Source organism: Carboxylicivirga agarovorans (assembly GCF_050589845.1).
Lineage (GTDB): Bacteria > Bacteroidota > Bacteroidia > Bacteroidales > Marinilabiliaceae > Carboxylicivirga > Carboxylicivirga agarovorans.
This window is the reverse complement of the sequence record NZ_JBNGPA010000005.1, coordinates 129,837-152,780: the sequence shown is the minus strand read 5'-3', so window position 1 is coordinate 152,780 and position 22,944 is coordinate 129,837. Positions and strand designations below refer to the sequence as shown.

The 22,944-nt window shown below is 39.6% G+C and carries 28 protein-coding genes; 23 read left to right on the top strand and 5 right to left on the bottom strand.

What is annotated here, in order from left to right; all coding sequences use genetic code 11:
- Window positions 1-2 precede the first annotated feature (2 nt).
- The 22 genes from rplN to ACRD69_RS07745 all read left to right on the top strand — a co-directional run bounded on the left by rplN (window position 3) and on the right by ACRD69_RS07745 (window position 16,083).
- Window positions 3-368, top strand: a complete 366-nt coding sequence (gene rplN, locus ACRD69_RS07850; protein WP_430814519.1) for a 50S ribosomal protein L14 — start codon at window positions 3-5, stop codon at window positions 366-368.
- A gap of 20 nt (window positions 369-388) precedes the next feature.
- The gene (gene rplX, locus ACRD69_RS07845) at window positions 389-709 is read left to right on the top strand and encodes a 50S ribosomal protein L24 (protein ID WP_410053432.1); all 321 of its coding nucleotides are present in this window, start codon (window positions 389-391) and stop codon (window positions 707-709) included.
- On the top strand, window positions 709-1,266 hold the full coding sequence (rplE, locus tag ACRD69_RS07840; RefSeq protein ID WP_430814518.1) for a 50S ribosomal protein L5: 558 nt from the start codon (window positions 709-711) through the stop codon (window positions 1,264-1,266). Before rplX ends, rplE begins: the two co-directional genes overlap by 1 nt.
- Before the next feature lie 4 nt (window positions 1,267-1,270).
- Complete coding sequence (gene rpsN / locus ACRD69_RS07835) at window positions 1,271-1,540, top strand: 30S ribosomal protein S14 (RefSeq protein ID WP_212191474.1); 270 nt, start codon at window positions 1,271-1,273, stop codon at window positions 1,538-1,540.
- A gap of 57 nt (window positions 1,541-1,597) precedes the next feature.
- The gene (gene rpsH, locus ACRD69_RS07830; protein WP_212191473.1) at window positions 1,598-1,993 is read left to right on the top strand and encodes a 30S ribosomal protein S8; all 396 of its coding nucleotides are present in this window, start codon (window positions 1,598-1,600) and stop codon (window positions 1,991-1,993) included.
- A gap of 12 nt (window positions 1,994-2,005) precedes the next feature.
- Window positions 2,006-2,557, top strand: coding sequence for a 50S ribosomal protein L6 (gene rplF, locus ACRD69_RS07825; protein ID WP_430814517.1), 552 nt, complete (start codon window positions 2,006-2,008; stop codon window positions 2,555-2,557).
- Window positions 2,558-2,577: 20 nt separating this feature from the next.
- Window positions 2,578-2,934 carry a 50S ribosomal protein L18 gene (rplR, locus tag ACRD69_RS07820; protein WP_430814516.1) on the top strand — a complete coding sequence of 119 codons (357 nt, stop codon included), beginning with the start codon at window positions 2,578-2,580 and terminating at the stop codon, window positions 2,932-2,934.
- Window positions 2,935-2,940: 6 nt separating this feature from the next.
- A complete protein-coding gene (gene rpsE, locus ACRD69_RS07815) occupies window positions 2,941-3,459 on the top strand; it encodes a 30S ribosomal protein S5 (RefSeq protein WP_430814515.1) in 519 nt (172 codons plus the stop codon).
- Window positions 3,460-3,470: 11 nt separating this feature from the next.
- Window positions 3,471-3,647, top strand: coding sequence for a 50S ribosomal protein L30 (rpmD, locus tag ACRD69_RS07810; RefSeq protein ID WP_212191469.1), 177 nt, complete (start codon window positions 3,471-3,473; stop codon window positions 3,645-3,647).
- Between the two features lie 29 nt (window positions 3,648-3,676).
- Window positions 3,677-4,123: a 50S ribosomal protein L15 gene (gene rplO, locus ACRD69_RS07805; RefSeq protein WP_262325238.1), complete on the top strand. Its 447-nt coding sequence runs from the start codon at window positions 3,677-3,679 to the stop codon at window positions 4,121-4,123.
- Between the two features lie 4 nt (window positions 4,124-4,127).
- The gene (secY, locus tag ACRD69_RS07800; protein WP_430814514.1) at window positions 4,128-5,474 is read left to right on the top strand and encodes a preprotein translocase subunit SecY; all 1,347 of its coding nucleotides are present in this window, start codon (window positions 4,128-4,130) and stop codon (window positions 5,472-5,474) included.
- 19 nt (window positions 5,475-5,493) lie between these two features.
- Complete coding sequence (gene map / locus ACRD69_RS07795; RefSeq protein WP_430814513.1) at window positions 5,494-6,279, top strand: type I methionyl aminopeptidase; 786 nt, start codon at window positions 5,494-5,496, stop codon at window positions 6,277-6,279.
- Between the two features lie 15 nt (window positions 6,280-6,294).
- Window positions 6,295-6,513 carry a translation initiation factor IF-1 gene (gene infA, locus ACRD69_RS07790; protein WP_143303625.1) on the top strand — a complete coding sequence of 73 codons (219 nt, stop codon included), beginning with the start codon at window positions 6,295-6,297 and terminating at the stop codon, window positions 6,511-6,513.
- A 14-nt stretch (window positions 6,514-6,527) separates the two neighbouring features.
- Window positions 6,528-6,644, top strand: coding sequence for a type B 50S ribosomal protein L36 (gene ykgO, locus ACRD69_RS07785; RefSeq protein ID WP_071792536.1), 117 nt, complete (start codon window positions 6,528-6,530; stop codon window positions 6,642-6,644).
- 11 nt (window positions 6,645-6,655) lie between these two features.
- Window positions 6,656-7,033 (top strand): 30S ribosomal protein S13, encoded by a 378-nt coding sequence (gene rpsM / locus ACRD69_RS07780; protein WP_430814512.1) that lies wholly within the window; start codon window positions 6,656-6,658, stop codon window positions 7,031-7,033.
- A gap of 10 nt (window positions 7,034-7,043) precedes the next feature.
- A complete protein-coding gene (gene rpsK / locus ACRD69_RS07775) occupies window positions 7,044-7,433 on the top strand; it encodes a 30S ribosomal protein S11 (protein ID WP_212191463.1) in 390 nt (129 codons plus the stop codon).
- A 144-nt stretch (window positions 7,434-7,577) separates the two neighbouring features.
- Window positions 7,578-8,183, top strand: a complete 606-nt coding sequence (gene rpsD / locus ACRD69_RS07770; RefSeq protein WP_200465977.1) for a 30S ribosomal protein S4 — start codon at window positions 7,578-7,580, stop codon at window positions 8,181-8,183.
- A 9-nt stretch (window positions 8,184-8,192) separates the two neighbouring features.
- Window positions 8,193-9,185, top strand: coding sequence for a DNA-directed RNA polymerase subunit alpha (locus ACRD69_RS07765; RefSeq protein ID WP_212191461.1), 993 nt, complete (start codon window positions 8,193-8,195; stop codon window positions 9,183-9,185).
- 5 nt (window positions 9,186-9,190) lie between these two features.
- Window positions 9,191-9,721, top strand: coding sequence for a 50S ribosomal protein L17 (gene rplQ, locus ACRD69_RS07760; protein ID WP_430814511.1), 531 nt, complete (start codon window positions 9,191-9,193; stop codon window positions 9,719-9,721).
- A gap of 132 nt (window positions 9,722-9,853) precedes the next feature.
- Complete coding sequence (eno, locus tag ACRD69_RS07755) at window positions 9,854-11,155, top strand: phosphopyruvate hydratase (protein WP_430814510.1); 1,302 nt, start codon at window positions 9,854-9,856, stop codon at window positions 11,153-11,155.
- A gap of 149 nt (window positions 11,156-11,304) precedes the next feature.
- Window positions 11,305-12,618, top strand: coding sequence for a citrate (Si)-synthase (locus ACRD69_RS07750; RefSeq protein WP_430814509.1), 1,314 nt, complete (start codon window positions 11,305-11,307; stop codon window positions 12,616-12,618).
- Between the two features lie 141 nt (window positions 12,619-12,759).
- The gene (locus ACRD69_RS07745) at window positions 12,760-16,083 is read left to right on the top strand and encodes a two-component regulator propeller domain-containing protein (protein ID WP_430814508.1); all 3,324 of its coding nucleotides are present in this window, start codon (window positions 12,760-12,762) and stop codon (window positions 16,081-16,083) included.
- A 146-nt stretch (window positions 16,084-16,229) separates the two neighbouring features.
- On the opposite strand, the gene ychF is transcribed toward ACRD69_RS07745, so the two are convergent.
- From ychF to hisS, 3 genes are all read right to left on the bottom strand, one after another.
- A complete protein-coding gene (gene ychF / locus ACRD69_RS07740; protein ID WP_430814507.1) occupies window positions 16,230-17,330 on the bottom strand; it encodes a redox-regulated ATPase YchF in 1,101 nt (366 codons plus the stop codon).
- A gap of 196 nt (window positions 17,331-17,526) precedes the next feature.
- Window positions 17,527-19,032: a histidine ammonia-lyase gene (gene hutH / locus ACRD69_RS07735; RefSeq protein ID WP_430814506.1), complete on the bottom strand. Its 1,506-nt coding sequence runs from the start codon at window positions 19,030-19,032 to the stop codon at window positions 17,527-17,529.
- Window positions 19,033-19,431: 399 nt separating this feature from the next.
- The gene (gene hisS, locus ACRD69_RS07730) at window positions 19,432-20,796 is read right to left on the bottom strand and encodes a histidine--tRNA ligase (RefSeq protein WP_430814505.1); all 1,365 of its coding nucleotides are present in this window, start codon (window positions 20,794-20,796) and stop codon (window positions 19,432-19,434) included.
- A 266-nt stretch (window positions 20,797-21,062) separates the two neighbouring features.
- On the opposite strand from hisS, the gene ACRD69_RS07725 reads away from it, so the two are divergent.
- Window positions 21,063-21,242 (top strand): hypothetical protein, encoded by a 180-nt coding sequence (locus ACRD69_RS07725; RefSeq protein WP_430814504.1) that lies wholly within the window; start codon window positions 21,063-21,065, stop codon window positions 21,240-21,242.
- Window positions 21,243-21,462: 220 nt separating this feature from the next.
- Here the strand turns inward: ACRD69_RS07725 and ACRD69_RS07720 are convergent, their stop codons facing one another.
- Together ACRD69_RS07720 and ACRD69_RS07715 are read right to left on the bottom strand one after the other, a co-directional pair.
- Window positions 21,463-22,131 (bottom strand): PAS domain S-box protein, encoded by a 669-nt coding sequence (locus tag ACRD69_RS07720; RefSeq protein WP_430814503.1) that lies wholly within the window; start codon window positions 22,129-22,131, stop codon window positions 21,463-21,465.
- A 333-nt stretch (window positions 22,132-22,464) separates the two neighbouring features.
- Complete coding sequence (locus ACRD69_RS07715) at window positions 22,465-22,944, bottom strand: WbuC family cupin fold metalloprotein (RefSeq protein ID WP_430814502.1); 480 nt, start codon at window positions 22,942-22,944, stop codon at window positions 22,465-22,467.

The following is a 22,944-nucleotide window of genomic DNA, read 5'->3' as shown; positions in this document are numbered from 1 at the left end:
TCATGATACAACAAGAATCTAGACTTGCAGTTGCTGATAACAGTGGAGCCAAAGAAGTATTATGTATCCGTGTTCTGGGAGGAACAAGGAAACGTTATGCCGGAGTAGGCGATCGTATCGTGGTAACTGTAAAAAGCGCAACGCCAAGCGGTGAATTGAAAAAAGGAACCGTAACTAAGGCTGTAGTAGTGCGCACTAAAAAAGAAGTTAGACGTCAAGATGGTTCCTACATCCGCTTTGATGAAAACGCTTGCGTTTTACTGAATGCTGCCGGAGAAATGAGAGGAACACGTATTTTCGGTCCTGTAGCCCGTGAGGTGCGAGAAGGATTTATGAAAATTGTATCCTTGGCGCCTGAAGTACTTTAATCATCAAAGAGATTAGAACAATGGGTAAATTGCATATTAAAAAAGGCGACATCGTAATCGTTAACGCTGGAGTCAACAAAGGCCAGGAAGGGAAAGTCCTAGAGGTATTCCCTGCTAAACAACGTGCCATTGTTGAAGGTGTTAACATGGTGAGCAAGCACACAAAGCCTAATGCTGAGAGTCCGCAAGGAGGTATAGTTAAGAAAGAGGCTCCTATTCACATTTCAAATTTAAATGTGAAAGATCCTTCAACTGGAAAACCAACACGTATTGGTCGTAAGTTGAATGATGATGGTAAACTGGTTCGAATTGCTAAAAAATCAGGGGAGGAGATCAAGTAATGAGTTATACACCTAGTTTAAGTAAACAGTATAAGGACGAGATTGTACCAAACTTGATGAAAGAATTCGGGTTTAAATCAATCATGCAGGTTCCTAAGTTAGAAAAGATCGTTATCAACCAGGGTCTTGGTTCAGCTACCGCTGACAAGAAAATGATTGAAAACGCGATCAAAGAACTAACTACGATCACCGGTCAGAAGGCCGTTGCTACACTTTCGAAGAAAGATATTTCGAACTTTAAGCTTCGTAAAAAAATGCCAATTGGTGTACGTGTAACACTTCGTCGTGAAAACATGTATGAATTCCTTGAGCGTTTAATTCGCGTGGCTCTGCCTCGAATTCGCGACTTCAAAGGTATCAACAGTAAGCTTGACGGACGCGGAAACTATACCTTAGGTATTGAAGAACAAATCATTTTTCCTGAAATAAATATTGACAATGTGTCAAAAATATTGGGTATGAATATTACCTTTGTGACCTCGGGAAAAACCGATGAGGAAGCTTTTGCTCTGTTAAAAGAGTTTGGGTTACCATTTAAAAACGTGAAAAAGAACTAGTTATATGGCAAAGGAATCAATGAAAGCCCGTGAGGTAAAAAGGGCTAAGCTTGTTGCCAAATACGCTGAAAAACGTGCCAGGCTTAAGGAAGAAGGAGATTATGTAGGTTTGCAAAAGCTACCTAAGAATGCTTCTCCAGTTCGTATGCACAACCGTTGCAAGTTAACCGGACGTCCGAAAGGTTACATGCGACAGTTTGGTCTTTCAAGGATTCAGTTCCGCGAAATGGCTTCAGCTGGTTTAATACCTGGTGTTAAAAAAGCAAGTTGGTAAGAGTGTTAAATATTGTCCCGGTGTGTATTACGCCGGGATCAATTTAATCTTTATAAAATGACAGATCCAATAGCAGATTTCCTGACACGAATCAGGAACGCCATTATGGCGGGTCATAGGGTTGTTGAAGTTCCAGCTTCAAACCTTAAAAGAGAGATGACCAAAATTCTTTTCGAGAAAGGGTACATCTTAAATTACAAGTTCATCGAAGATGACAAGCAAGGAGTAGTTAAGATCGCACTTAAGTACGATCCACAAACTAAAACTCCGGCTATCAAAGCGCTTAAGCGCGTGAGTACACCTGGTTTACGCTCGTATGCCGGGTATCGTAGTTTACCTCGCGTTCTTAACGGTCTTGGTATTGCTATCGTGTCAACTTCACGAGGTGTAATGACAGATAAAGAAGCCCGAGTACAGAAAATTGGTGGTGAAGTATTGTGTTACGTTTATTAAAAAAGAAGAACTATGTCAAGAATTGGAAAAGCACCGATCAGCATACCTTCAGGAGTGAACGTAACTGTTAAAGACAATACAGTGACAGTTAAAGGCCCTAAAGGCGAGTTGTCACAAACGATTCACCCTGAAATGGAAGTGAAAGTTGAGGATGGAACAGTAACAATTGTTCGTCCTAACGAAGAAAAAGAAACACGTGCACAGCACGGATTGTACCGCTCGTTGATCAACAACATGGTGGTAGGAGTTTCTGAAGGTTACAAAAAGCAATTAGAATTAGTAGGTGTTGGTTACCGTGCTACTAATCAAGGTCAATTACTTGATTTGGCATTGGGTTATTCGCACCCTATTCAGCTTTTATTGCCAAAAGAAATTAAAGTGGAAGCTGTTACTGACAGAAAAAGCAATCCTATTATTACGCTTGAATCAGCAGATAAGCAATTACTTGGACAAGTATGTGCTAAAATTAGGTCGTTACGTAAGCCTGAACCATACAAAGGAAAAGGTGTTCGTTTCAAAGGCGAAGAGATTCGTCGTAAGGCCGGTAAATCTGCTAAAGTTTAATCTGAATTAAATTAGGAATTATGGCTTTTTCGAAAATAGAGAGAAGACGAAAAATTAAGTTGCGCGTTCGCAAGGATATCAGCGGAACCGCAGAGCGTCCAAGAATGTCAGTATTTAGAAGCAATAAGCAAATTTCTGTTCAGTTAATTGATGATGTTAATGGAAAAACATTAGCTGCATCATCTTCTTTATTAAAAGAAATTGCTGACCAGAAAGGTACTAAGTCTGAAGTAGCTGCAATGGTGGGTAAAAATATCGCTGAAGTTGCTCAGAAAGCTGGTATCACTGTTGTTGTGTTCGATAGAAATGGATACCTATATCATGGTAGAGTTAAACAATTAGCCGATGCTGCTCGTGAAGCAGGGCTTAAATTCTAACAGACTATGGCTGGAAATAACAAAAGAATCAGAAACAATAACGATCTTGAATTAAAGGATCGTTTGGTTGCTATCAACAGGGTAACTAAAGTAACCAAGGGTGGTAGAACTTTCTCATTCTCTGCCATCGTAGTGGTTGGAAATGAGAACGGCGTTGTTGGCTGGGGCCTTGGTAAAGCAGGCGAAGTAACAACAGCTATTGCAAAAGGTGTTGAAGCTGCCAAAAAGAATCTAGTTAAAGTACCTATTATCAATGGTACTGTTCCTCATGAGCAATTAGCTCGTTTCGGTGGTGCAAGCGTATTTATGAAGCCTGCATCTCATGGTACCGGAGTAAAAGCCGGTGGTGCGATGCGTGCTGTATTAGAGAGTGTTGGAGTAACTGACGTACTAGCTAAGTCAAAAGGTTCATCGAACCCACACAACTTGGTTAAAGCGACTATTCAGGCACTTACTGAATTGCGTGATGCTGCAACTATTGCTGAGCAAAGAGGTGTTTCAATGGATAAAGTATTTAACGGATAAATAAGGACAAAATGGCTAAGATAAAAGTAACTCAGGTTAAGAGTAAAATCGGGGCCACTGCAAGGCAAAAAAACACCTTGGCTGCCCTTGGGCTGAAGAAACTTCAGCAAACCGTTGAACATGAAGCCACACCTCAAATTGAAGGAATGGTTCAAAAAGTACTGCACTTAGTGACAGTAGAAAGATAATTTGGTCGAACGAATTAGAGGAAATTAATATGAATTTAAATAACTTAAGACCTGCAAAGGGTTCAGTAAAGACCTCAAAGCGTATCGGTCGTGGACAAGGTTCTGGTCGCGGTGGAACATCTACCCGTGGACATAAAGGTGCCAAGTCACGTTCTGGTTACTCACGTAAGTTTGGTTTTGAGGGCGGACAAATGCCTTTGCAGCGACGTGTTCCTAAATTCGGATTCAAAAACATTAACCGTGTTGAGTATAAGGCTGTAAACATTGAAATGTTACAGGCTATTGCTGAAAAGAAAGAGGTTACTGTTATTGATCCTGAAGTTTTAAGACAAGCCGGTTTAGTTAGCAAAAATGACTTGGTGAAGATCTTAGGTAATGGTGAGTTAAAAGCTAAATTAGAAGTTAAAGCTCATGCATTCTCTGAATCAGCAACTAAGGCTATTGAAGCAGCTGAAGGAACCGTAGTAAAATTGTAATTGAATGAAACTATTCGAAACCATCCGCAACATCTGGAAAATTGAGGATCTTAAATCCAGAATTACAACAACAATTGGACTATTGTTAATATACAGACTTGGTTCATTTGTAGTACTTCCTGGTATTGATCCTACGCAACTTAGTGCGCTAAAAAGTCAAACAAGGGACGGTGTATTAGGCCTGCTCGATATGTTCTCAGGAGGTGCGTTCTCTAACGCGTCTATCTTTGCATTGGGTATCATGCCTTACATCTCAGCATCCATCGTAATTCAGCTGATGGGTATTGCTGTACCTTACTTTCAACGTCTTCAAAGGGAAGGTGAAAGTGGACGTAGAAAGATCAATCAGATAACCCGTTATCTGACTGTATTGATTTTGATAGTACAAGCACCAGGTTACTTAACAAACCTTTTTAATCAGTTGCCAGACGCGGCTTTTGTAGCTACAGGTTGGTCATTTACTGTTACCAGTACAATCATCTTAACTGCCGGAACTATGTTCGTGATGTGGTTAGGTGAGCGTATTACCGATAAAGGTATTGGAAATGGTATCTCACTAATCATCATGATTGGTATTATTGCTCGCTTACCACAATCGTTGTTCGCCGAGTTTATATCAAGAATGGAAGCTGCTAGTGGAAGCGGTGGTTTGGTTATGTTGCTAATTGAGTTTGTTGTGTTGTTCTTCGTATTTGCCGGAACAATTGCTTTGGTTCAGGGTACTCGTCGTATTCCTGTACAGTATGCAAAGCGAATTGTAGGTAACAAACAATACGGAGGTGTACGTCAATACATCCCATTAAAAGTTAATGCAGCTGGTGTAATGCCTATTATCTTTGCTCAGGCTATCATGTTTATTCCTGTAACATTTGCAGGATTCGTTGATAACGAAACAGCAACTGGCTTTGCATCTATATTTGCTAACTTTACGGGTGTTTGGTACAACGTAATATTCGCCTTAATGATTATTGCATTTACCTATTTTTATACTGCTATTACAATTAATCCAACGCAAATGGCTGAGGATATGAAGCGTAATGGCGGATTTATTCCGGGTGTTAAACCAGGTAAGAAAACGGTTGAATTCTTAGATTCAGTTATGTCTAAGATTACTTTACCGGGTTCTGTATTTCTTGCATTAGTAGCAATTTTGCCTGCTTTTGCTATGATGGCCGGTGTTGACCAGGGATTTGCTCAGTTTTACGGTGGTACATCACTATTGATTTTGGTTGGTGTAGTATTGGATACTTTACAGCAAATCGAAAGTCACTTGTTAATGCGTCACTATGACGGCTTAACTAAGTCTGGAAGAATAATGGGTAGAAGTGGCGGTGGAGCCGCTGTGTTATAATTAAGGAACGATCATTGACATGATTTATTTAAAGACTGACGAAGAAATAGAGTTGATGCGTTTAAGTAACCAATTGGTTGCAAAAACGCTTGGTGAAGTTGCCAAGGCTATTAAGCCTGGAGTTTCTACGTTAGAGCTGGATAAAATAGCCGAGACCTTCATTAGAGATAATGGAGGTACTCCTGGCTTTTTAAATTATCAGGGTTTTCCTAATACTTTATGTACATCTGTTAACGAACATGTTGTTCATGGTATTCCTAATGATACACCTTTGAATGAAGGTGATATTGTTTCGGTTGACTGTGGTGTCTTATTGAATGAATTCTATGGCGATTCGGCGTATACTTTCCCTATTGGTGAAGTTTCACCCGAAATTAAAGCATTGTTGGATGCCACCAAAGAATCCTTGTATAAAGGTATTGAACAGGCAATTGAAAATAATCGTTTAGGAGATGTAGGTCATGCCATTCAGACTTATACTGAAGAACGCGGTTATAGTGTTGTTCGTGAAATGGTAGGTCACGGCATAGGTAAAAATCTGCATGAAGCACCTGAAGTAGCCAATTATGGCCGCAAGGGTAATGGTACCAAATTAAAATCCGGAATGGTTATCGCCATCGAACCAATGATCAATTTAGGCAAGCGCCAGATTGTTCAGGAGGACGATGGATGGACGATTCGAACGATCGATAAGAAGGTATCTGCTCATTATGAACATACTGTAGCAGTAAGAAAAGGTAAAGCTGATATACTTTCTAGTTTTAAATTTGTAGAAGAAGTATTACATTTGCAGTCTGAAAAATAAAAAGTTATAGAAATTATGGCGAAACAAGCCTCTATAGAACAAGACGGAACAATCATTGAAGCCTTATCCAATGCCATGTTTAGAGTGGAATTGGAAAACGGTCACATCATTACGGCTCATATCTCAGGTAAAATGCGTATGCATTACATCAAAATTTTACCTGGTGATAAAGTAAAAGTAGAGATGTCTCCGTATGATTTGACAAAAGGAAGAATTTCCTATAGATACAAATAATAAAGTGACTGATCATGAAGGTTAGAGCATCTGTAAAGAAAAGAAGTGCCGATTGCAAGATCGTAAAACGCAAAGGGCGCTTGTATGTGATTAATAAAAAGAATCCAAAGTTTAAACAACGTCAAGGATAAATTATAAGATTATGGCAAGGATTGCTGGAGTTGATATACCCTCAAATAAAAGAGGTGAAATTGCTTTGACTTATATCTTCGGAATAGGAAGAAGTAGAGCACAAGAGATTCTTCAGAATGTTGGCGTTGACGCTAATATCAAAGTATCAGACTGGACCGACGCACAGATTAAAGCTGTACGTGAAACGATTGCTGACAATTACAAAATTGAAGGTGAATTACGTTCAGAAGTTCAATTGAACATCAAGCGTTTGATGGATATTGGATGTTACCGTGGTATTCGTCACCGTATCGGTTTACCATTACGTGGTCAATCGACTAAGAACAACGCCCGTACACGTAAGGGTAAGAAGAAGACTGTTGCAAACAAAAAGAAAGCCACTAAATAATAAGTAAGATATGGCAAAGAAGTCAGGATCTCAAAAGAAGAGAGTTGTTAAGGTGGAGGCTGTTGGACAGGCTAATATCCATTCGTCTTTCAATAACATTATCATCTCATTGGCCAATCAAAATGGTCAGGTGATTTCTTGGTCTAGTGCTGGTAAAATGGGTTTCCGTGGTTCTAAAAAGAACACACCTTATGCTGCACAGATGGCTGCTACTGATTGTTCAAAAGTAGCATTCGACTTAGGACTGAGAAAGGTAAAAGTTTATGTGAAAGGGCCGGGTAATGGTCGCGAGTCTGCGATTCGTTCTATCCATGCTGCTGGTATCGAGGTAACAGAAATTGTTGATGTTACTCCACTACCACACAACGGATGTCGTCCTCCAAAAAGAAGAAGAGTTTAATTACTCGACTAGTTGTTAACCATAGGTTTTTGATGGCAAATTTTGAATAAGAATTGGTTATATGATTATTTCTCCTCTCTATAATCTAGCGGCTGCCATATTCAATATTTAAAATCAAAAATTTAAAGTCAAAAATTTAGAAGAATGGCTAGATATATTGGTCCAAAAACACGAATCGCCCGAAAATTCGGTGAAGCGATTTATGGTCCGGATAAAAATTTCGAAAGAAGAAATTTTCCTCCAGGACAACACGGAAATAACCGTAGACGTAAAACAAGTGAATATGGTCTACAGTTAAAAGAAAAGCAAAAAGCTAAGTACACTTACGGGGTGTTGGAAAAGCAGTTCCGTAACCTGTTTAAGAAAGCTTCTCGAAGCAAAGGTATTACAGGTGAGGTGTTACTTGGTCTTCTAGAATCTCGTTTAGATAATGTTGTTTATCGCATGGGAATTGCTCCAACAAGAGCAGCTGCAAGACAACTTGTATCTCACCGTCACATCACTGTTGATGGTGGAATCGTAAACATCGCATCATTCCAGGTTAAATCTGATATGGTTGTTGGTGTACGCGAAAAGTCAAAATCGCTTGAAGTTATTTCAAACTCTTTGGCAAATACAGGTGTGCATAAATATTCCTGGTTAGAATGGGATCAAGATTCATTTGCAGGTAAATTCTTGAATGTACCTGAAAGAAGTGATATTCCTGAAAATATTAAAGAACAGTTGATCGTTGAATTGTATTCTAAATAATTAATTCTTATGGCAATATTAGCATTCCAAAAACCAGATAAAGTAATTATGCTGGAAGCCGACGAAAAATTCGGCAAATTTGAATTTCGTCCGCTTGAACCAGGGTATGGTATTACCGTTGGAAATGCCTTAAGAAGAATATTGTTGTCCTCTTTAGAGGGATATGCAATCACCACTGTCAAGATCGAGGGAGTAGATCATGAGTTTACCAGCATTCCTGGTGTAATCAATGATGTTACTGAAATCGTTCTTAATCTTAAGCAGGTTCGCTTCAAAAATCTGGTAGAAGATACAGAGCAGGAAACTGTAACTGTAAGTATTTCAGGTAAAGAAGAGTTTACAGCTGGAGATCTTAATCAATTCATGACTGGTTTCGAAGTATTGAACCCGGAATTAGTAATTGCTAAGATGAACCCGGAAGTAAATCTGCAGATGGTATTGACCATTGAGAAGGGAAGAGGTTACGTTCCTTCAGAGGAAAACAAACCGGCAGAGGCTGAATTTGGTTTAATTGCTATCGATTCAATCTTTACTCCAATTCGCAACGTTAAGTATGCGATTGAAAACTATCGTGTAGAGCAAAAAACTGACTACGAAAAGTTAGTTTTAGAAATTGAATCGGATGGTTCAATCCATCCAAAAGATGCGTTAAAAGAAGCAGCGAAAATATTGATTTATCACTTTATGCTATTCTCTGACGAAAAGATTACTCTTGACTCAGACGAGAAATTTGGCAACGAAGAGTTTGATGAAGAAGTATTACACATGCGTCAGCTTCTTAAAACTAAGCTGGTTGATATGGACTTATCAGTACGTGCGCTTAACTGTTTAAAAGCAGCTGATGTGGAAACACTTGGTGAGCTTGTAACATTTAACCGTAACGACCTGTTGAAGTTCCGTAACTTCGGTAAGAAGTCACTTACTGAGTTAGATGATCTTCTGCTCAATATGGGACTTACTTTCGGAATGGATACCGCAAAGTATAAATTAGACAAGGAATAATAGCGATGAGACATAGAAAGAAATTTAATCATTTAGGTCGTAAGAGCGCGCATCGCAAAGCGATGTTAGCTAACATGGCTTCCTCATTGATTCTTCACAAAAGAATCAAAACAACGGTGGCTAAGGCTAAAGCATTACGTATGTATGTTGAGCCTCTTATCACTAAAACAAAAGATTTAGATACAGTAGAAGCTAAAATGCACGCTCACAGAACTGTATTTTCATACTTAAAAGATAAGCACGCCGTTAAAGAGTTGTTCGAAGAGGTAGCTGGTAAAGTTGCTGACCGTCCAGGAGGATATACTCGTATTTTGAAGTTAGGTAACCGTATCGGTGATAACGCAGAAATGTGTTTAATCGAATTGGTTGACTACAACGAAAATATGTTGGAAACTAAGAAGTCCTCTACAGCTGGTAAGAGAACACGACGTGGACGTAGAAAATCAACTGCTGACAATGCGGTTGCTGAAGCTCCTGCTCAGGAAACTACTCAAGAGCAAGCTCCGGAATCTACTGATGCTGAATCAAAAGAATAAATTAATGATTAAAAAGGAAAGACTTTCGTTTTTCCTTTTTTTTCGTGAAATTGCTTAAAAGGGGATAATGATGAAATAGCATTATCCTTTTTTTTTGGAAGATTATCAATCAATACATAAACAAAAATTATTATGGGACAAATTGCAAACATTCATGCACGTGAGATCCTTGATTCACGAGGTAATCCTACAATTGAAGTTGAAGTTACTTTAGAAAGCGGTTTCGTTGGTCGCGCTGCTGTACCATCAGGTGCATCAACAGGTGAGCACGAAGCTTTAGAGTTACGTGATGGTGATAAAGGCCGTTACTTAGGAAAAGGTGTGTTAGGCGCTGTTAAGAACGTAAACGAAGTAATCGCTCCTGAATTAGTAGGAATGAGCGTACTTGAGCAAGTTGCGATCGATAATAAAATGTTGGAGCTTGACGGAACTAAAACAAAGAGCAAATTAGGTGCTAATGCTATCTTAGGTGTTTCTTTGGCTTCTGCTAAAGCTGCTGCCGAGTACTTAGGAATGCCATTGTATCGTTACATTGGTGGTACTAACGCTGTTACTCTTCCTGTACCAATGATGAACATCATCAACGGTGGTTCTCACTCTGATGCTACTATCGCTTTCCAGGAATTCATGATTCGCCCTGTAGGTGCTGCGTCTTTCCGAGAAGGTTTACGCATGGGTGCTGAAGTATTCCACGCATTAGCTAAAGTATTAAAAGGTAAAAACCTTTCTACTGCTGTAGGTGATGAAGGTGGTTTCGCTCCTATGTTAGGTGGTACTGAAGAAGCTATTGACTGTATCTTAACTGCTATCAAAAACGCTGGTTACAAGCCAGGACGTGTTGAAGAAGGTGGTGATATCTCAATTGCTATGGACTGTGCTTCTTCTGAGTTCTTCAAAGATGGTGTATATGATTACAGCATTTTCGAACCAAACGGAGTTAAGCGTAACTCTCAAGAGCAGGCTGCTTACTTAGCTGAACTGGTTGCTAAATACCCAATCGATTCTATCGAAGATGGTATGGATGAGAACGACTGGGACGGATGGGTAGCTTTAAATACAGCTATCGGTGATAAGTGCCAGTTAGTAGGTGATGACTTATTCGTTACAAACGTTGATTACCTGAAGAAAGGTATTGAATTAGGAGCTGCTAACTCTATCCTTATTAAAGTAAACCAGATCGGTTCATTGACTGAAACATTGAACGCTATTGAAATGGCTCACCGTGCAGGTTATACTTCAGTAACTTCTCACCGTTCAGGTGAAACTGAAGATGCTACAATTGCTGATATTGCCGTGGCTACTAACTCAGGTCAGATCAAAACCGGTTCATTAAGCCGTTCAGATCGTATGGCGAAATACAATCAGTTACTTCGCATTGAGGAGGAATTAGGAGAGCGTGCAGTATATGGTTATGCTAAAGTTCAGAAGAAATAATCTATTTCTATTTGATATACAAAGGCTGTCCTTTTAGGGCAGCCTTTTTTTGTGCTTTATGGTTTGTAAAACAATTAGGCTCATTAGCTGTTCTAATAAATGCCTTACCTCACGCAAGGCATATTATTAATTCAATCAGCTCACTCAATATGGATTATATCAAACAAAAAATTCTTGAAATTGGCCGTCCAAAGGCCGAAATGGTAAAAGATCTAATTAAAAAGCATGGTGATGATGTAATACAGGATGTAACACTTGGACAGGTTCTGACAGGTATGAAGGGGATGGTGTCATTATTGACCTGTACATCAAAGCTTGATCCGGAAGAGGGAATACGCTTTCGCGGATATTCAATTCCTGAATTACAGGGATTATTGCCTAAAATTCACCCTGACGGAGAGCCCCTGCCAGAAGGACTGTTTTACCTGATGTTGACAGGAGAATTACCTACCAAGGAAGATGTTAATCATATAAGTGAGCAATGGGCACAGCGAGCACAGGGAATACCACCGCATGTATATGATGTGATTAACGCGTTGCCCAAAGATGCACACCCGATGATTCAGTTTAACACGGCTATTCTGGCTATGTCTACTGAGTCACAGTTCAGGAAGGCATATCTGACCGGAATGGATAAAAAGGATTACTGGGATCCAACTTATGAAGGGGTTATGGATCTGATTTCACGACTGCCTGTTATTGCAGCTTATATTTACCGACGCGTATTCCATAATGAGGAGTACATAGAATTGGACCCTAATCATGATTGGGCAGGAAATTTAGCGCATATGATGGGGCACGATACCGTTGAAGTACATCGTTTGATGCGCCTGTATATGATGATTCATGCTGATCATGAAGGAGGAAATGTATCAGCACATGCCACCCATTTGGTTGGATCGGCCTTATCAAATCCTTATTATAGCTTTTCGGCAGGTATGAACGGCTTAGCCGGTCCTTTGCATGGTATGGCTAATCAGAATGTGATGCACTGGATTCACAAAATGATACGTGAGATAGGAGACGAAAACCCCAGTGAGGCACAAATAAAGGCTTATGCTGAAATGACTCTCGATAAAGGACAGGTAATTCCGGGATACGGTCATGCAGTTTTAAGAAAGACGGACCCAAGATTTACTGTGCAGCTCGAATTTGCAAAAAAATATGCGCCTGATGCTCCATTGATACAAACTGTAAGTAAAATATACAAGGTAGTGCCCGATATTTTGGCATCAACTGGTAAAGTAAAGAATCCATGGCCAAATGTTGACGCCATTAGCGGATCACTGCTTTCATCTTTTGGTATAACTGAATATCCGATATATACAGTATTATTTGGTGTTTCAAGGGCATTGGGAGTGCTTACTCAGTTGGTATGGGACCGATTGTACGGATTGCCAATTGAACGACCCAAATCGCAAAATCTGCAGTGGTTTGTAGATAAAGTAAATTATAAAGGTTAGGTATGAAGAGAGGCTGGCGCCTCTCTTTTTTTTACTAAAAGAAATTAAATGCGTTAATAATCAGATTCAATCAAGAAATTACCATTTCTTTCTTCTACTTCACTTGCATTAGGTCATAGGTTTTTATTACTTTTATCAGCAATGAGTGTGTTGATCCTAAGGATATTTAAAAGGCTATTTTTCAGCTATTCCCAAACGCGTGGTTTGTCGGTGATAGCCCTTGCATTTATACTGCTAAATGTTGCTAATGCCCAGCGCAATCAATTCTCTACAGAGCAATTTACCATCAACGATGGATTATCCAATAGTCATATTACCACACTTTTTCAGGATAGCAGAGGTTATATATGGATTGGAACATCAGACGGTTTAAACAGGTATGACGGGTATCATTTCAATGTTTTTCGTCATCACCCGTTAAAGGATAGTACTATTGTAGGTAACTATGTTCAGTCTATTGTTGAAACTCCTGATGGTAATATCTGGATTGGAACCCGTAACAGTGGGATAGCTATTTGGTTGAAAAAAGGTGGTAAATTCCTAAACCTGGGGAAAGAATCTAAATTATTCAGCGATTTGCGTGAATATGGTGTTTATGGCATGCAGGTCGATGGTGACTATGTATGGATCAAAACACGCAATGCCGTCGCCAGGATCAATCATAAGGACTTGTCCTTTAGTAAATTTGATCATTATTCTTCTGTTCTTAAGAAGGGAATCAGTGATGCCTATCCTGTGGTTACAGCAGACAATAAGGTTTGGTTTGGTTCTAAGGATGGTATTCAGTATATGGAGACCAAAGGCAGTACCATTCAGCGTATACATCCTGATAATATGCATCAGGTTGAAATAAGCAGTCTGGTAAAAGCTAATGATAGCCTGTTATTAGCAGGTTCAGCCAATGGGTTATGGCGATACGATCTGAATAACAATCAAATACAATCGGTCTACAAAAGAACTAACCGCTTTAATGACGATCCAATAAATACTTTGTTGGCAGGCGAAGATGGTTATGTGTGGCTGGCAACTTCAAAGGGATTAATGGTTGCCCGACCTCCTTATGAAACCTATGAAGAATATCAGGTAAGTAATCACCTCAGAGCTCCTTTCAGAAAGATCAGCTCAATATTGGTTGATAACAGTGGCCTTCTATGGGTTGGAACAAAGCAAGATGGATTGTTTAAAATAAACAGGAAGCCTTCTAAGTTTTATTCCATATCTTCAAAGGATGATGTTCAGTTTCCAATTGATTGCTTTGACTTTCAATCGGTGTTTGTCGATGAAAGTAATAATCTTTGGTTAGGTACAACTCAAAAAGGGGTGTATCGAATTAATCGTGACACTAAGCAATTTAAGCACTTTACAATTTATCCGGCCTATGTTTCAAAAGATGATCCGGTTGTTAACGATATTTATAAAGATTCAAAAGGCAATGTCTGGTTTGGTACCAATGAAGGTGTGTTTGTATTGTATAACGGACGTAGCAGGATAAGTGAATTTGACTATACCAACAGCGGTGATTTCAGGTATTTGCTTAAGACTAATACGATTAAAGATATTATAGAAGATAAATTGGGACATATATGGTTTGCCACCCAGTTTGGCTTGTATCGTTTTGATGGTTATAAAATAACAAGTTACTGGTCAGATAATGATAGCGAAAATGGCTTATGTGATGATGAGATTAATGTGCTGTTTGAAGACTCGGATGGAATGTTATGGATTGGGACCAATAATGGTATTAACAGGTATAATGTGGTTAGCCGCAGCTTTGACTGTATTCGAAATGTCGAAGGTGAACCAAAGCAGTTAAGTCATAATATTATTTCTGCTTTTGCCGAAGATCATGAAAAAATTGTTATTGGTACGCATGCAGGTTTGTCCTATTTTGAAAAGAACACAAGAACTGCTTCTTTCTGGAAATACGATGATTTGATCAGTGGTAAGATCTATGCAGTTGAAATAGATAATTACCATCGTATCTGGATAAGTACAGGTATTGGTATCTCTTCAATCTTACCAGGTGGCCAGCCTTTCCATTATAATAAAAATGATGGAGTGCCTGATTATAACTTCAATATCGGTTCATCGTGCAAATACGGTGAAAATGAATTATTCTTTGGTGGTGATAAAGGCTTAACGATTATCAACTCACAAGATGTTATCTCAAATCAGAATGAACCAAAAGTTATTATTACTGGCGTAACAGTTTACCGTAAAGGCAAAGAAAAAGATAGTTACGAAGGTGTATTTGACGAAGAAATATCTGTACTTTATAAGCGTAATACCATGGTTCAGGTTTCGTTTTCTGCCCTTGAGTATACTTATCCGGCTGCCAACTCGTACCGTGTTAAGCTGGAAGGACATGATGAAGAGTGGCGCGATGTTACCTATCAGAACTTTGTCAATTTCTCCAACCTGTCTCCCGGTGAGTATACGCTTAAGGTGAAGGGTTACAATAGTGATGGGGTTCCAGGTCCTGAACAAGCACAGTTAACAATTTCGGTTACACCCCCTTTATGGATGTCGGGATATGCCTATGCATTCTACATTATTTTTGCTGTTTTATTGATTCAGACGCTTATTAATTATCGTATCCGTAACTATCGTAAAGCATACAAAGCACTTAATGAGAAGGCTATTGATAAAAAGAAAATAGAAGATCAGAAAGAAACCTTATCGAGGGTTCACCAAAGCCTTACGGATAGTATTAGCTACGCTAAACGCATTCAGGAAGCAATGATTCCGTCTGAAGAAATGGTGAAACGCATCATGCCCGAATCATTTGTATATTACCGTCCTAAAGACATTGTTAGTGGTGACTTTTACTGGACTTATCGCACGGGTAAAAAGGTATTTATTGCTGCTGTTGATTGTACTGGGCATGGTGTGCCGGGAGCCTTTATGTCGATAATAGGATATGATCTGCTTAAGAATATTGTTGAAATTCAGGGTGAGCAATGTCCGGCAAGTATATTGAATAAGCTAAGTCGTGAGGTGGCCCTTACATTCAGAAAAAACGGGCAAGATGGTGGATTAAACCAGAAAAGCGTTGATGACGGAATGGATATTGCCCTGGTGATGATTGACGAGGAAAAGAACGTTCTTCACTTTGCAGGAGCTATGAATCCGCTCTATATTATCCGCGACAACGAGATATTTACATACAAAGGAGATCGTTTCCCAATAGGCTATTCTGATGGCAATGAATTAACCTATTCACGACAGGAAATAGATGTTTACCCCAATGATGTTATTTACATGTTTTCTGATGGTTTTGCCGATCAGTTTGGTGGTGCTGAAGGCAAGAAGTTTAAGTACCGTCGTTTCCGCCATTTGCTGCTGAATATACACAAGTTACCAATTGATGATCAGAAGTCCATTTTACACCAGAAAATGGAAGAATGGATGGGGTCAGAATACGAGCAGGTTGATGATATTCTGTTAATGGGGTTCAGGCTGTAACTCGATACATCGCCTACAGAATTAGTTGCATGTACCAATCATAAGCACTGATAAAAATAAAGCCCGACGTTAGCCGGGCTTTAATATTTCTATAAAGTGTTTCTTGCTCTAAGCGAAGCTTTACGCATTATTATCTAATATCTTTATTATACATTAAAACGGAAGTGCATGATATCACCATCCTGTACAACGTACTCTTTACCTTCAACATTCATTTTACCGGCTTCCTTACACGCTTGTTCTGACCCAAGCTCAACAAATGTAGCGTATTTAATAACTTCAGCGCGGATAAAACCTTTCTCAAAGTCGGTATGGATAACACCTGCAGCCTGTGGTGCAAAAAAACCTTTGTGGAAAGTCCAGGCACGAACTTCTTTTTCACCGGCAGTAAAATACGTTTGTAGTTCAAGCAGGCTGTAGGCCGAACGGATCAGTTTGGCAACACCTGACTCTTTTAATCCCATATCTTCCAAAAACTCCTGACGCTCTTCAAAAGTTTCCAACTCAGCGATCTCAGATTCTGTCTTAGCCGCGATCATTAATATTTCAGCATTCTCATCTTTTACAGCTTGACGCACTGCTTCGACATGTTGGTTACCATCAATAACAGCATCTTCATCAACATTACAAACGTACATAACAGGCTTGTTTGTCAGTAAATAAAGATCTTTGGTTACTTTCTCCTCGTGCTCGGTTAATTCAACAGTACGAGCTGATTTTCCGTTTTCAAAAGCCTCTTTGTAACGATAAAGCACTTCAACCAGTTTCTTAGCATCAACATCTTTCGAAGACTTGGCAGCTTTTTCTGTCTTCTGAAGACGCGCTTCTACAGTTTCCAGGTCTTTAAATTGAAGTTCAAGGTCTATAATCTCCTTATCTCTCACCGGATCAACAGAACCATCAACGTGTGTTACGTTATCATCGTCAAAGCAACGTAATACATGAATGATCGCATCTGTTTCGCGGATATTAGCCAGGAACTTATTTCCTAAACCTTCTCCTTTACTGGCTCCTTTAACCAATCCTGCAATATCAACAATCTCAACTGTTGTTGGTACCACGCGTTGTGGTTTAACCAATTCTTCCAGTTTAACCAACCTTTCGTCAGGTACTGTTATCACACCTACGTTTGGCTCAATGGTACAAAAAGGGAAGTTGGCCGATTGAGCTTTTGCGTTTGATAAGCAATTAAATAAGGTTGATTTTCCTACGTTGGGCAAGCCAACGATTCCGCACTGTAATGCCATTATATTATGTCTTAATTCGTTACTCTGTTATTTTGAGCTGCAAAAGTAGTAGTTTTTTTAATAACTTCCTTAGCTTCTTTAAGATGCTTAAGAACTTAATGAAATAAAAAAGATCGCATCTTTATCGATTAACACGAATGAAGATGCGATCCTTTTTAATTCCTTATGATGTGCCTTAAGGCCTAATGTTTATATGTTACTCGCCAAACTCGCCAAACTCGCCATTCTGAAGGAAGTCGATACTCTTTTCAATTTCTTTGTACATGATCTTGTCTTCTTTCACAAAGCCAACGTACTTGCGGTATTGTGTTAGGAAGTCTTCAAGGAAAGGCGATGTTTTAGCCGGACGACGGAAATCAATGGCCTGTGATGCATTGAATAACTCGATTGCCAATACACGTTCTACATTCTGGGCAATTTTCAAGGCTTTAGTGGCTGCATTACCACCCATACTCACATGGTCTTCCTGCTCGTTTGAGGATGGAATACTATCAACCGATGATGGTGTTGCCATCTGCTTGTTCAAACTCACAATTGAGGCTGCCGAATACTGAGGGATCATAAATCCACTGTTTAGACCCGGGTTGGCTACAAGGAACTCCGGTAAACCACGCTCACCCGATATCAATCGGTAGGTACGACGCTCTGAAATACTTCCTATCTCACTCATGGCAATAGAAAGGAAATCCATAGCTAAAGCAAGAGGCTCACCATGGAAGTTTCCACCCGATACAATTAAATCGTCCTCAGGGAAAACCATTGGATTATCGGTTACTGAATTAATCTCAGTCAATACCACATTGGCTACATAGTTAATGGCGTCTTTGATGGCACCATGTACCTGTGGAACACAACGGAATGAATATGGATCCTGAACGTGTTTCTTTTCGCGGGTAATTAATTCACTTCCTTCCAGTATGGCTTTGATGTTACGCGCTGTTTCAATTTGTCCCTGGTGAGGACGAACGGCATGCAACTGTGGGAAGAAAGGCTCGATACGACCGTCAAAAGCATCTAAGGATGTAGCTGCAATAATATCGGCATATTTCGAGAGGCGGAATGCTTTTAACAAGGTATAAACAGCATGTGAACTCATAAACTGAGTACCATTTAATAATGCCAGTCCCTCTTTGGCTCCCAGTTTAATCGGCTCCCAGTTGTTTTCGGCAAGCACATCAGCTGCCTTTCGCAATTCACCTTTGTAATGTACCTCACCTTCAGCAATCAATGGTAAAAACAAGTGTGCCAGCGGAGCAAGGTCTCCAGATGCGCCTAGTGAACCCTGTTCGAATACGATCGGGTAAACACCATTGTTAAAGAAATCGCATAAACGCTGAACTGTCTGTACCTGAACACCTGAGTTACCAATACTCAAAGCGTGTATTTTCAGCATCAACATCAGCTTAACTACGTCGCGTGGCACTTCGCGTCCAACACCACAGGCATGACTTTTAACCAGGTTCTCCTGCAGCTTACTTAAATCATCAGTTGAAATAGAGATGTTACACAAAGAACCAAAACCGGTATTGATACCATAAACAGGGCCGTCGTTATTAGCTACTTTATTGTCGAGATATTTTTTACAATGCTCAATGCGTGCAATTGACTCGTCAGATAATTTAAGCTGATAACCTTCTGTAAGGATGGTTTCAATAATTTCATATGATAGAGGTGCCGGTGAAATTTCAAATATCTTTTGCATGGTATTTTAAATTAGTGCAAGGCGACTGGTGCTATGTGCTGATTATGCCGGGCATTGGCGCTATGCAGGTTTTAAAACTGGTGCCACTTTCATTAATACGAGGCACGATTATTACAATAAGTTGATAGATTGGGATGTGTTAGTTGTTTGTTATGATTGAAGCAGTTAATTGACGTGAATAGTCGATTAATGCCAATGACCAACATGTCGCAATTACCAATCTGCGTATTGGAAAAGCTTTGTTAGTGCGTCATAACAAAAAGGCCTGCGACCTTCAGGGACAGCGAATATCTCCACCGAAGGAGATAAAAAGATGTGATCTGTTTTTTAGAATTCTGCCCATAAAAAAGCGGTGTAAGCAATTTGATGCTTACACCGCAAACATAGATAATTTCTTTATTAAATGCTGATGACTTTAATCAATTCCTCAACACTTACTTTACTTTGTTCACCACTTTCCATGTTCTTAACGGTTACAACATTGGCATTGCGCTCTTCTTCACCGGCTAACAATACAAAAGGAATTTCTTTTTTATTGGCATAGTTCATCTGTTTTTTCATCTTCACCGAGTCTGGAAATAACTCGGCATTGATGCCCGCGTTACGCACTTCTTTAAGAATACGCAGTGCATATAACTCATCTTCTCCGCCAAAATTAACAAACATAGCGCGTGTTTTAGCTCCATCTGCCTTGGGGAATAACTCCAGCTGATTCATTACATCGTAAATACGATCTGCACCAAATGAAATGCCTACACCCGACACATCTTTCAAACCGAATATGCCTGTCAGGTCATCATAGCGTCCACCACCTGTTATACTGCCAATTTTAACGTCTTTGGCTTTTACCTCGAATATGGCACCTGTATAGTAGTTTAATCCACGAGCCAATGTCAGGTCCAGTTCAACCTCCAGGTCGAGGTTGAGCGTATCAAGGTAGTTCAGTACCACCTCCAATTCATCCACACCTTTCAATCCGACCTCAGATGTTGCCAGCACTTCGCGTAGCTTAGCTATTTTATCGCGGTTTGAACCGCTAAGCATTATTATAGGCTGAATGGTGTCGATTGCTTCCTGCGATAGGCCTTTTGAAGCCAGTTCCTCATTAACTTTATCCAGGCCAATTTTATCAAGCTTATCAATGGCGACGGTAATGTCGACGATTTTATCTGAGGCATCAATGATCTCAGCAATACCTGATAAAACTTTGCGGTTGTTTAGCAATAAGACCACGTTAATATTCAGTAAACGGTATACTTCGTCAACGATCTGAATCAGCTCCACTTCATTCAAAAGAGAGTTGCTACCCACAACATCAACATCGCACTGGAAAAACTCACGGTAACGACCTTTCTGAGGACGGTCGGCACGCCATACAGGCTGAATCTGATAACGCTTGAACGGAAAGCTTATTTCATTTTGGTGTTGCACCACAAAGCGTGCAAATGGAACTGTTAAGTCATAGCGTAAACCTTTTTCACTTATTTGCGACATTACTTTATTTGATGCTTTCTCTGCCAATAAGCCTTCGTCAGCTTTTTTCAGGTAATCACCCGAGTTAAGAATCTTAAATAATAGCTTATCGCCTTCTTCACCATATTTGCCAAGCAGGGTGCTCAGGTTTTCCATAGCCGGCGTTTCAATAGGCAGGTAGCCATACTTCTGAAACACCGATTTTACCGTATCGAAAATATAATTGCGTTTCACCATTTCAACCGGTGAAAAGTCCCTGGTTCCCTTTGGAATGCTTGGTTTTTGAGCCATATCTTATTCGTGTTTTGCTATTCGTAATTTAAACAGGCACAAAGATACTAAAAAAGACCGAAGACAGAGGGCCGTAAACGAAAGACCGGGGAGAGTGGAGATGAATGGGGGAGACATACAATCATCCGGAATTCGATCGTAAATTTCGTCTTCAGCTTATTAAGAACTAAACTAAATGGGTTGGTACATCGATTTTGTTAAAACAATAGTGCATTTGTTTTGTCAATAGTGATGAATGTACAATTATAACTTTAAAACAAACAGATATGTCAAATGCAGTAACCGTGCTTGAAGCAATGAGTAAGGCAGGAAAGCCCATGCGAACTGGTGAAATTGCTGAAGCCAGCGGACTTGAAAAGAAAGATGTTGAAAAAGCTATGAAAGAATTAAAGGCTGATGCAAAGATTGTTTCGCCCAAACGTTGCTTTTGGGAACCGGCTAAATAAACGATGTTAAAAAAACAGTAAGGGATTATCAGGACTGGTTTTTTATTTGAACATGTAAATCACTATCAGAACATGATAAATCCACATCCCTGCACCTGCGGTGCGGCACTTCCCATTGCTCATATGAGTAATGGGAAGCCACGATAGTCATCGGGCTTATAAATCGTATCTTTTAAGTTACACGGATTTTCTACAGACCCCAGGTCCTTCTTCAGGTATGCTAACAAGACCTGACACAATTGGATAAAAACTTTACCAAATCCTGATCGGGTCGCAGTTTTAGCTTCTTTCTAATGCGTTTTCGAGCGGCGTATACACCATCAGTCGTAATATTGAGCTGTTGTGAAATTTGCTTGCTGTTATAGTTCAACGTTAGATAATAACAGACCTTAAGATCGTTATTGCTGAGCATTGGGTAACATCTGCTGAATTGTTTAATGATTTGGATGTAGTTGTTGTTGAAGTTTTTAGCGCGCTCAGCTTTTAACTCCCGTTCCAGAACTATTATGATCTGTTCTAACCTGATTTTTTCAATATCTACATGCTCATGTATCTCCTGTACATGCCCGATCAATAGTTTCTTGCCTTGAAAGTTTTGATAATGAGTATGTAATTTACAGGCAAAAAGTTCACCATTATTTTTTTTGCAAACATGTGTGTAATAGCCATCAAAATTAATATGTTCGGGAGTCATTTCTTCAGGATACAGTGCGGCAAAATCCTCGGGCATCAGATCTTTAAGGCTTTTCTCTTTAAAGGCTTTGAGTGATGGGTAGTTATATAGTTCAATGGCTTCTTTATTGCCTGATAAAATCTGACCATTTAACTCTGCTACTACAATAGCTTCGCCGGTCTTTACATTGGCTATAGAGGTGTTTTGATACTTCATGGGTCTTTACGTTGGTTAATGTAAATTTAAGGTAAAATGTAGATATGTACCACAATCCTACCAATGCTTTTTTTTACATTGCTATTAAATGCCCATACTTTTGCAATAAGTTAATCCTTTATGGTTTCCCGATTCATACATTCTTACATTGCTCTCCCACTTTCCCTTGGGAGGGCAATTCTTCTTTACAGCCTATTGTTTTTTATTCGCGAATACGCATTTGATAAATGAGTGCATGGAGCAGAAGTTCAAGGATTCAAATGTGCGAACTTACTGCCCCTAGAGCTATGTAGCGAGTGATTTAAATACTTGTGACTGCCATTCAGCCACAACTTAAATCCTTTCTTTTAAGCCAGGGTGTGATAATAATGTTTTCAGGTAGTTTTCAGCTTCCGGATCGTTTTCGGCCGGTGCCCAGGGTGCAAACTGCTTGTCAGTGGCCATATCATAAGGACCATCCTTTACTTCGTAAACACATGTATTATTTTCCAATGCCACTATTGTATGGTAGCATCCGGGTGCTATTTCGATACCAAATACATCATTATCCCTGTTGAGTACGGCTGATTGCTTAATGGAACCATCATCATTAAATAAAACAACAAGCAAGCGGCCTTTTAGTATGATAAAGGCTTCTCGTTTAGCCGGATGTTCATGCTTGTGTGGCTGAACATAACTGAATGGCTGAAGCATGTTGAGCATTCGGTGCAGTAAATCATCAGCACTTTTGTGAAAATTATAATTAGCCCTTTTTCGTACTGAATTAGCCGCTTTATCGGATAAATTGCTTAGCAGATTCTTATCTATAATCAT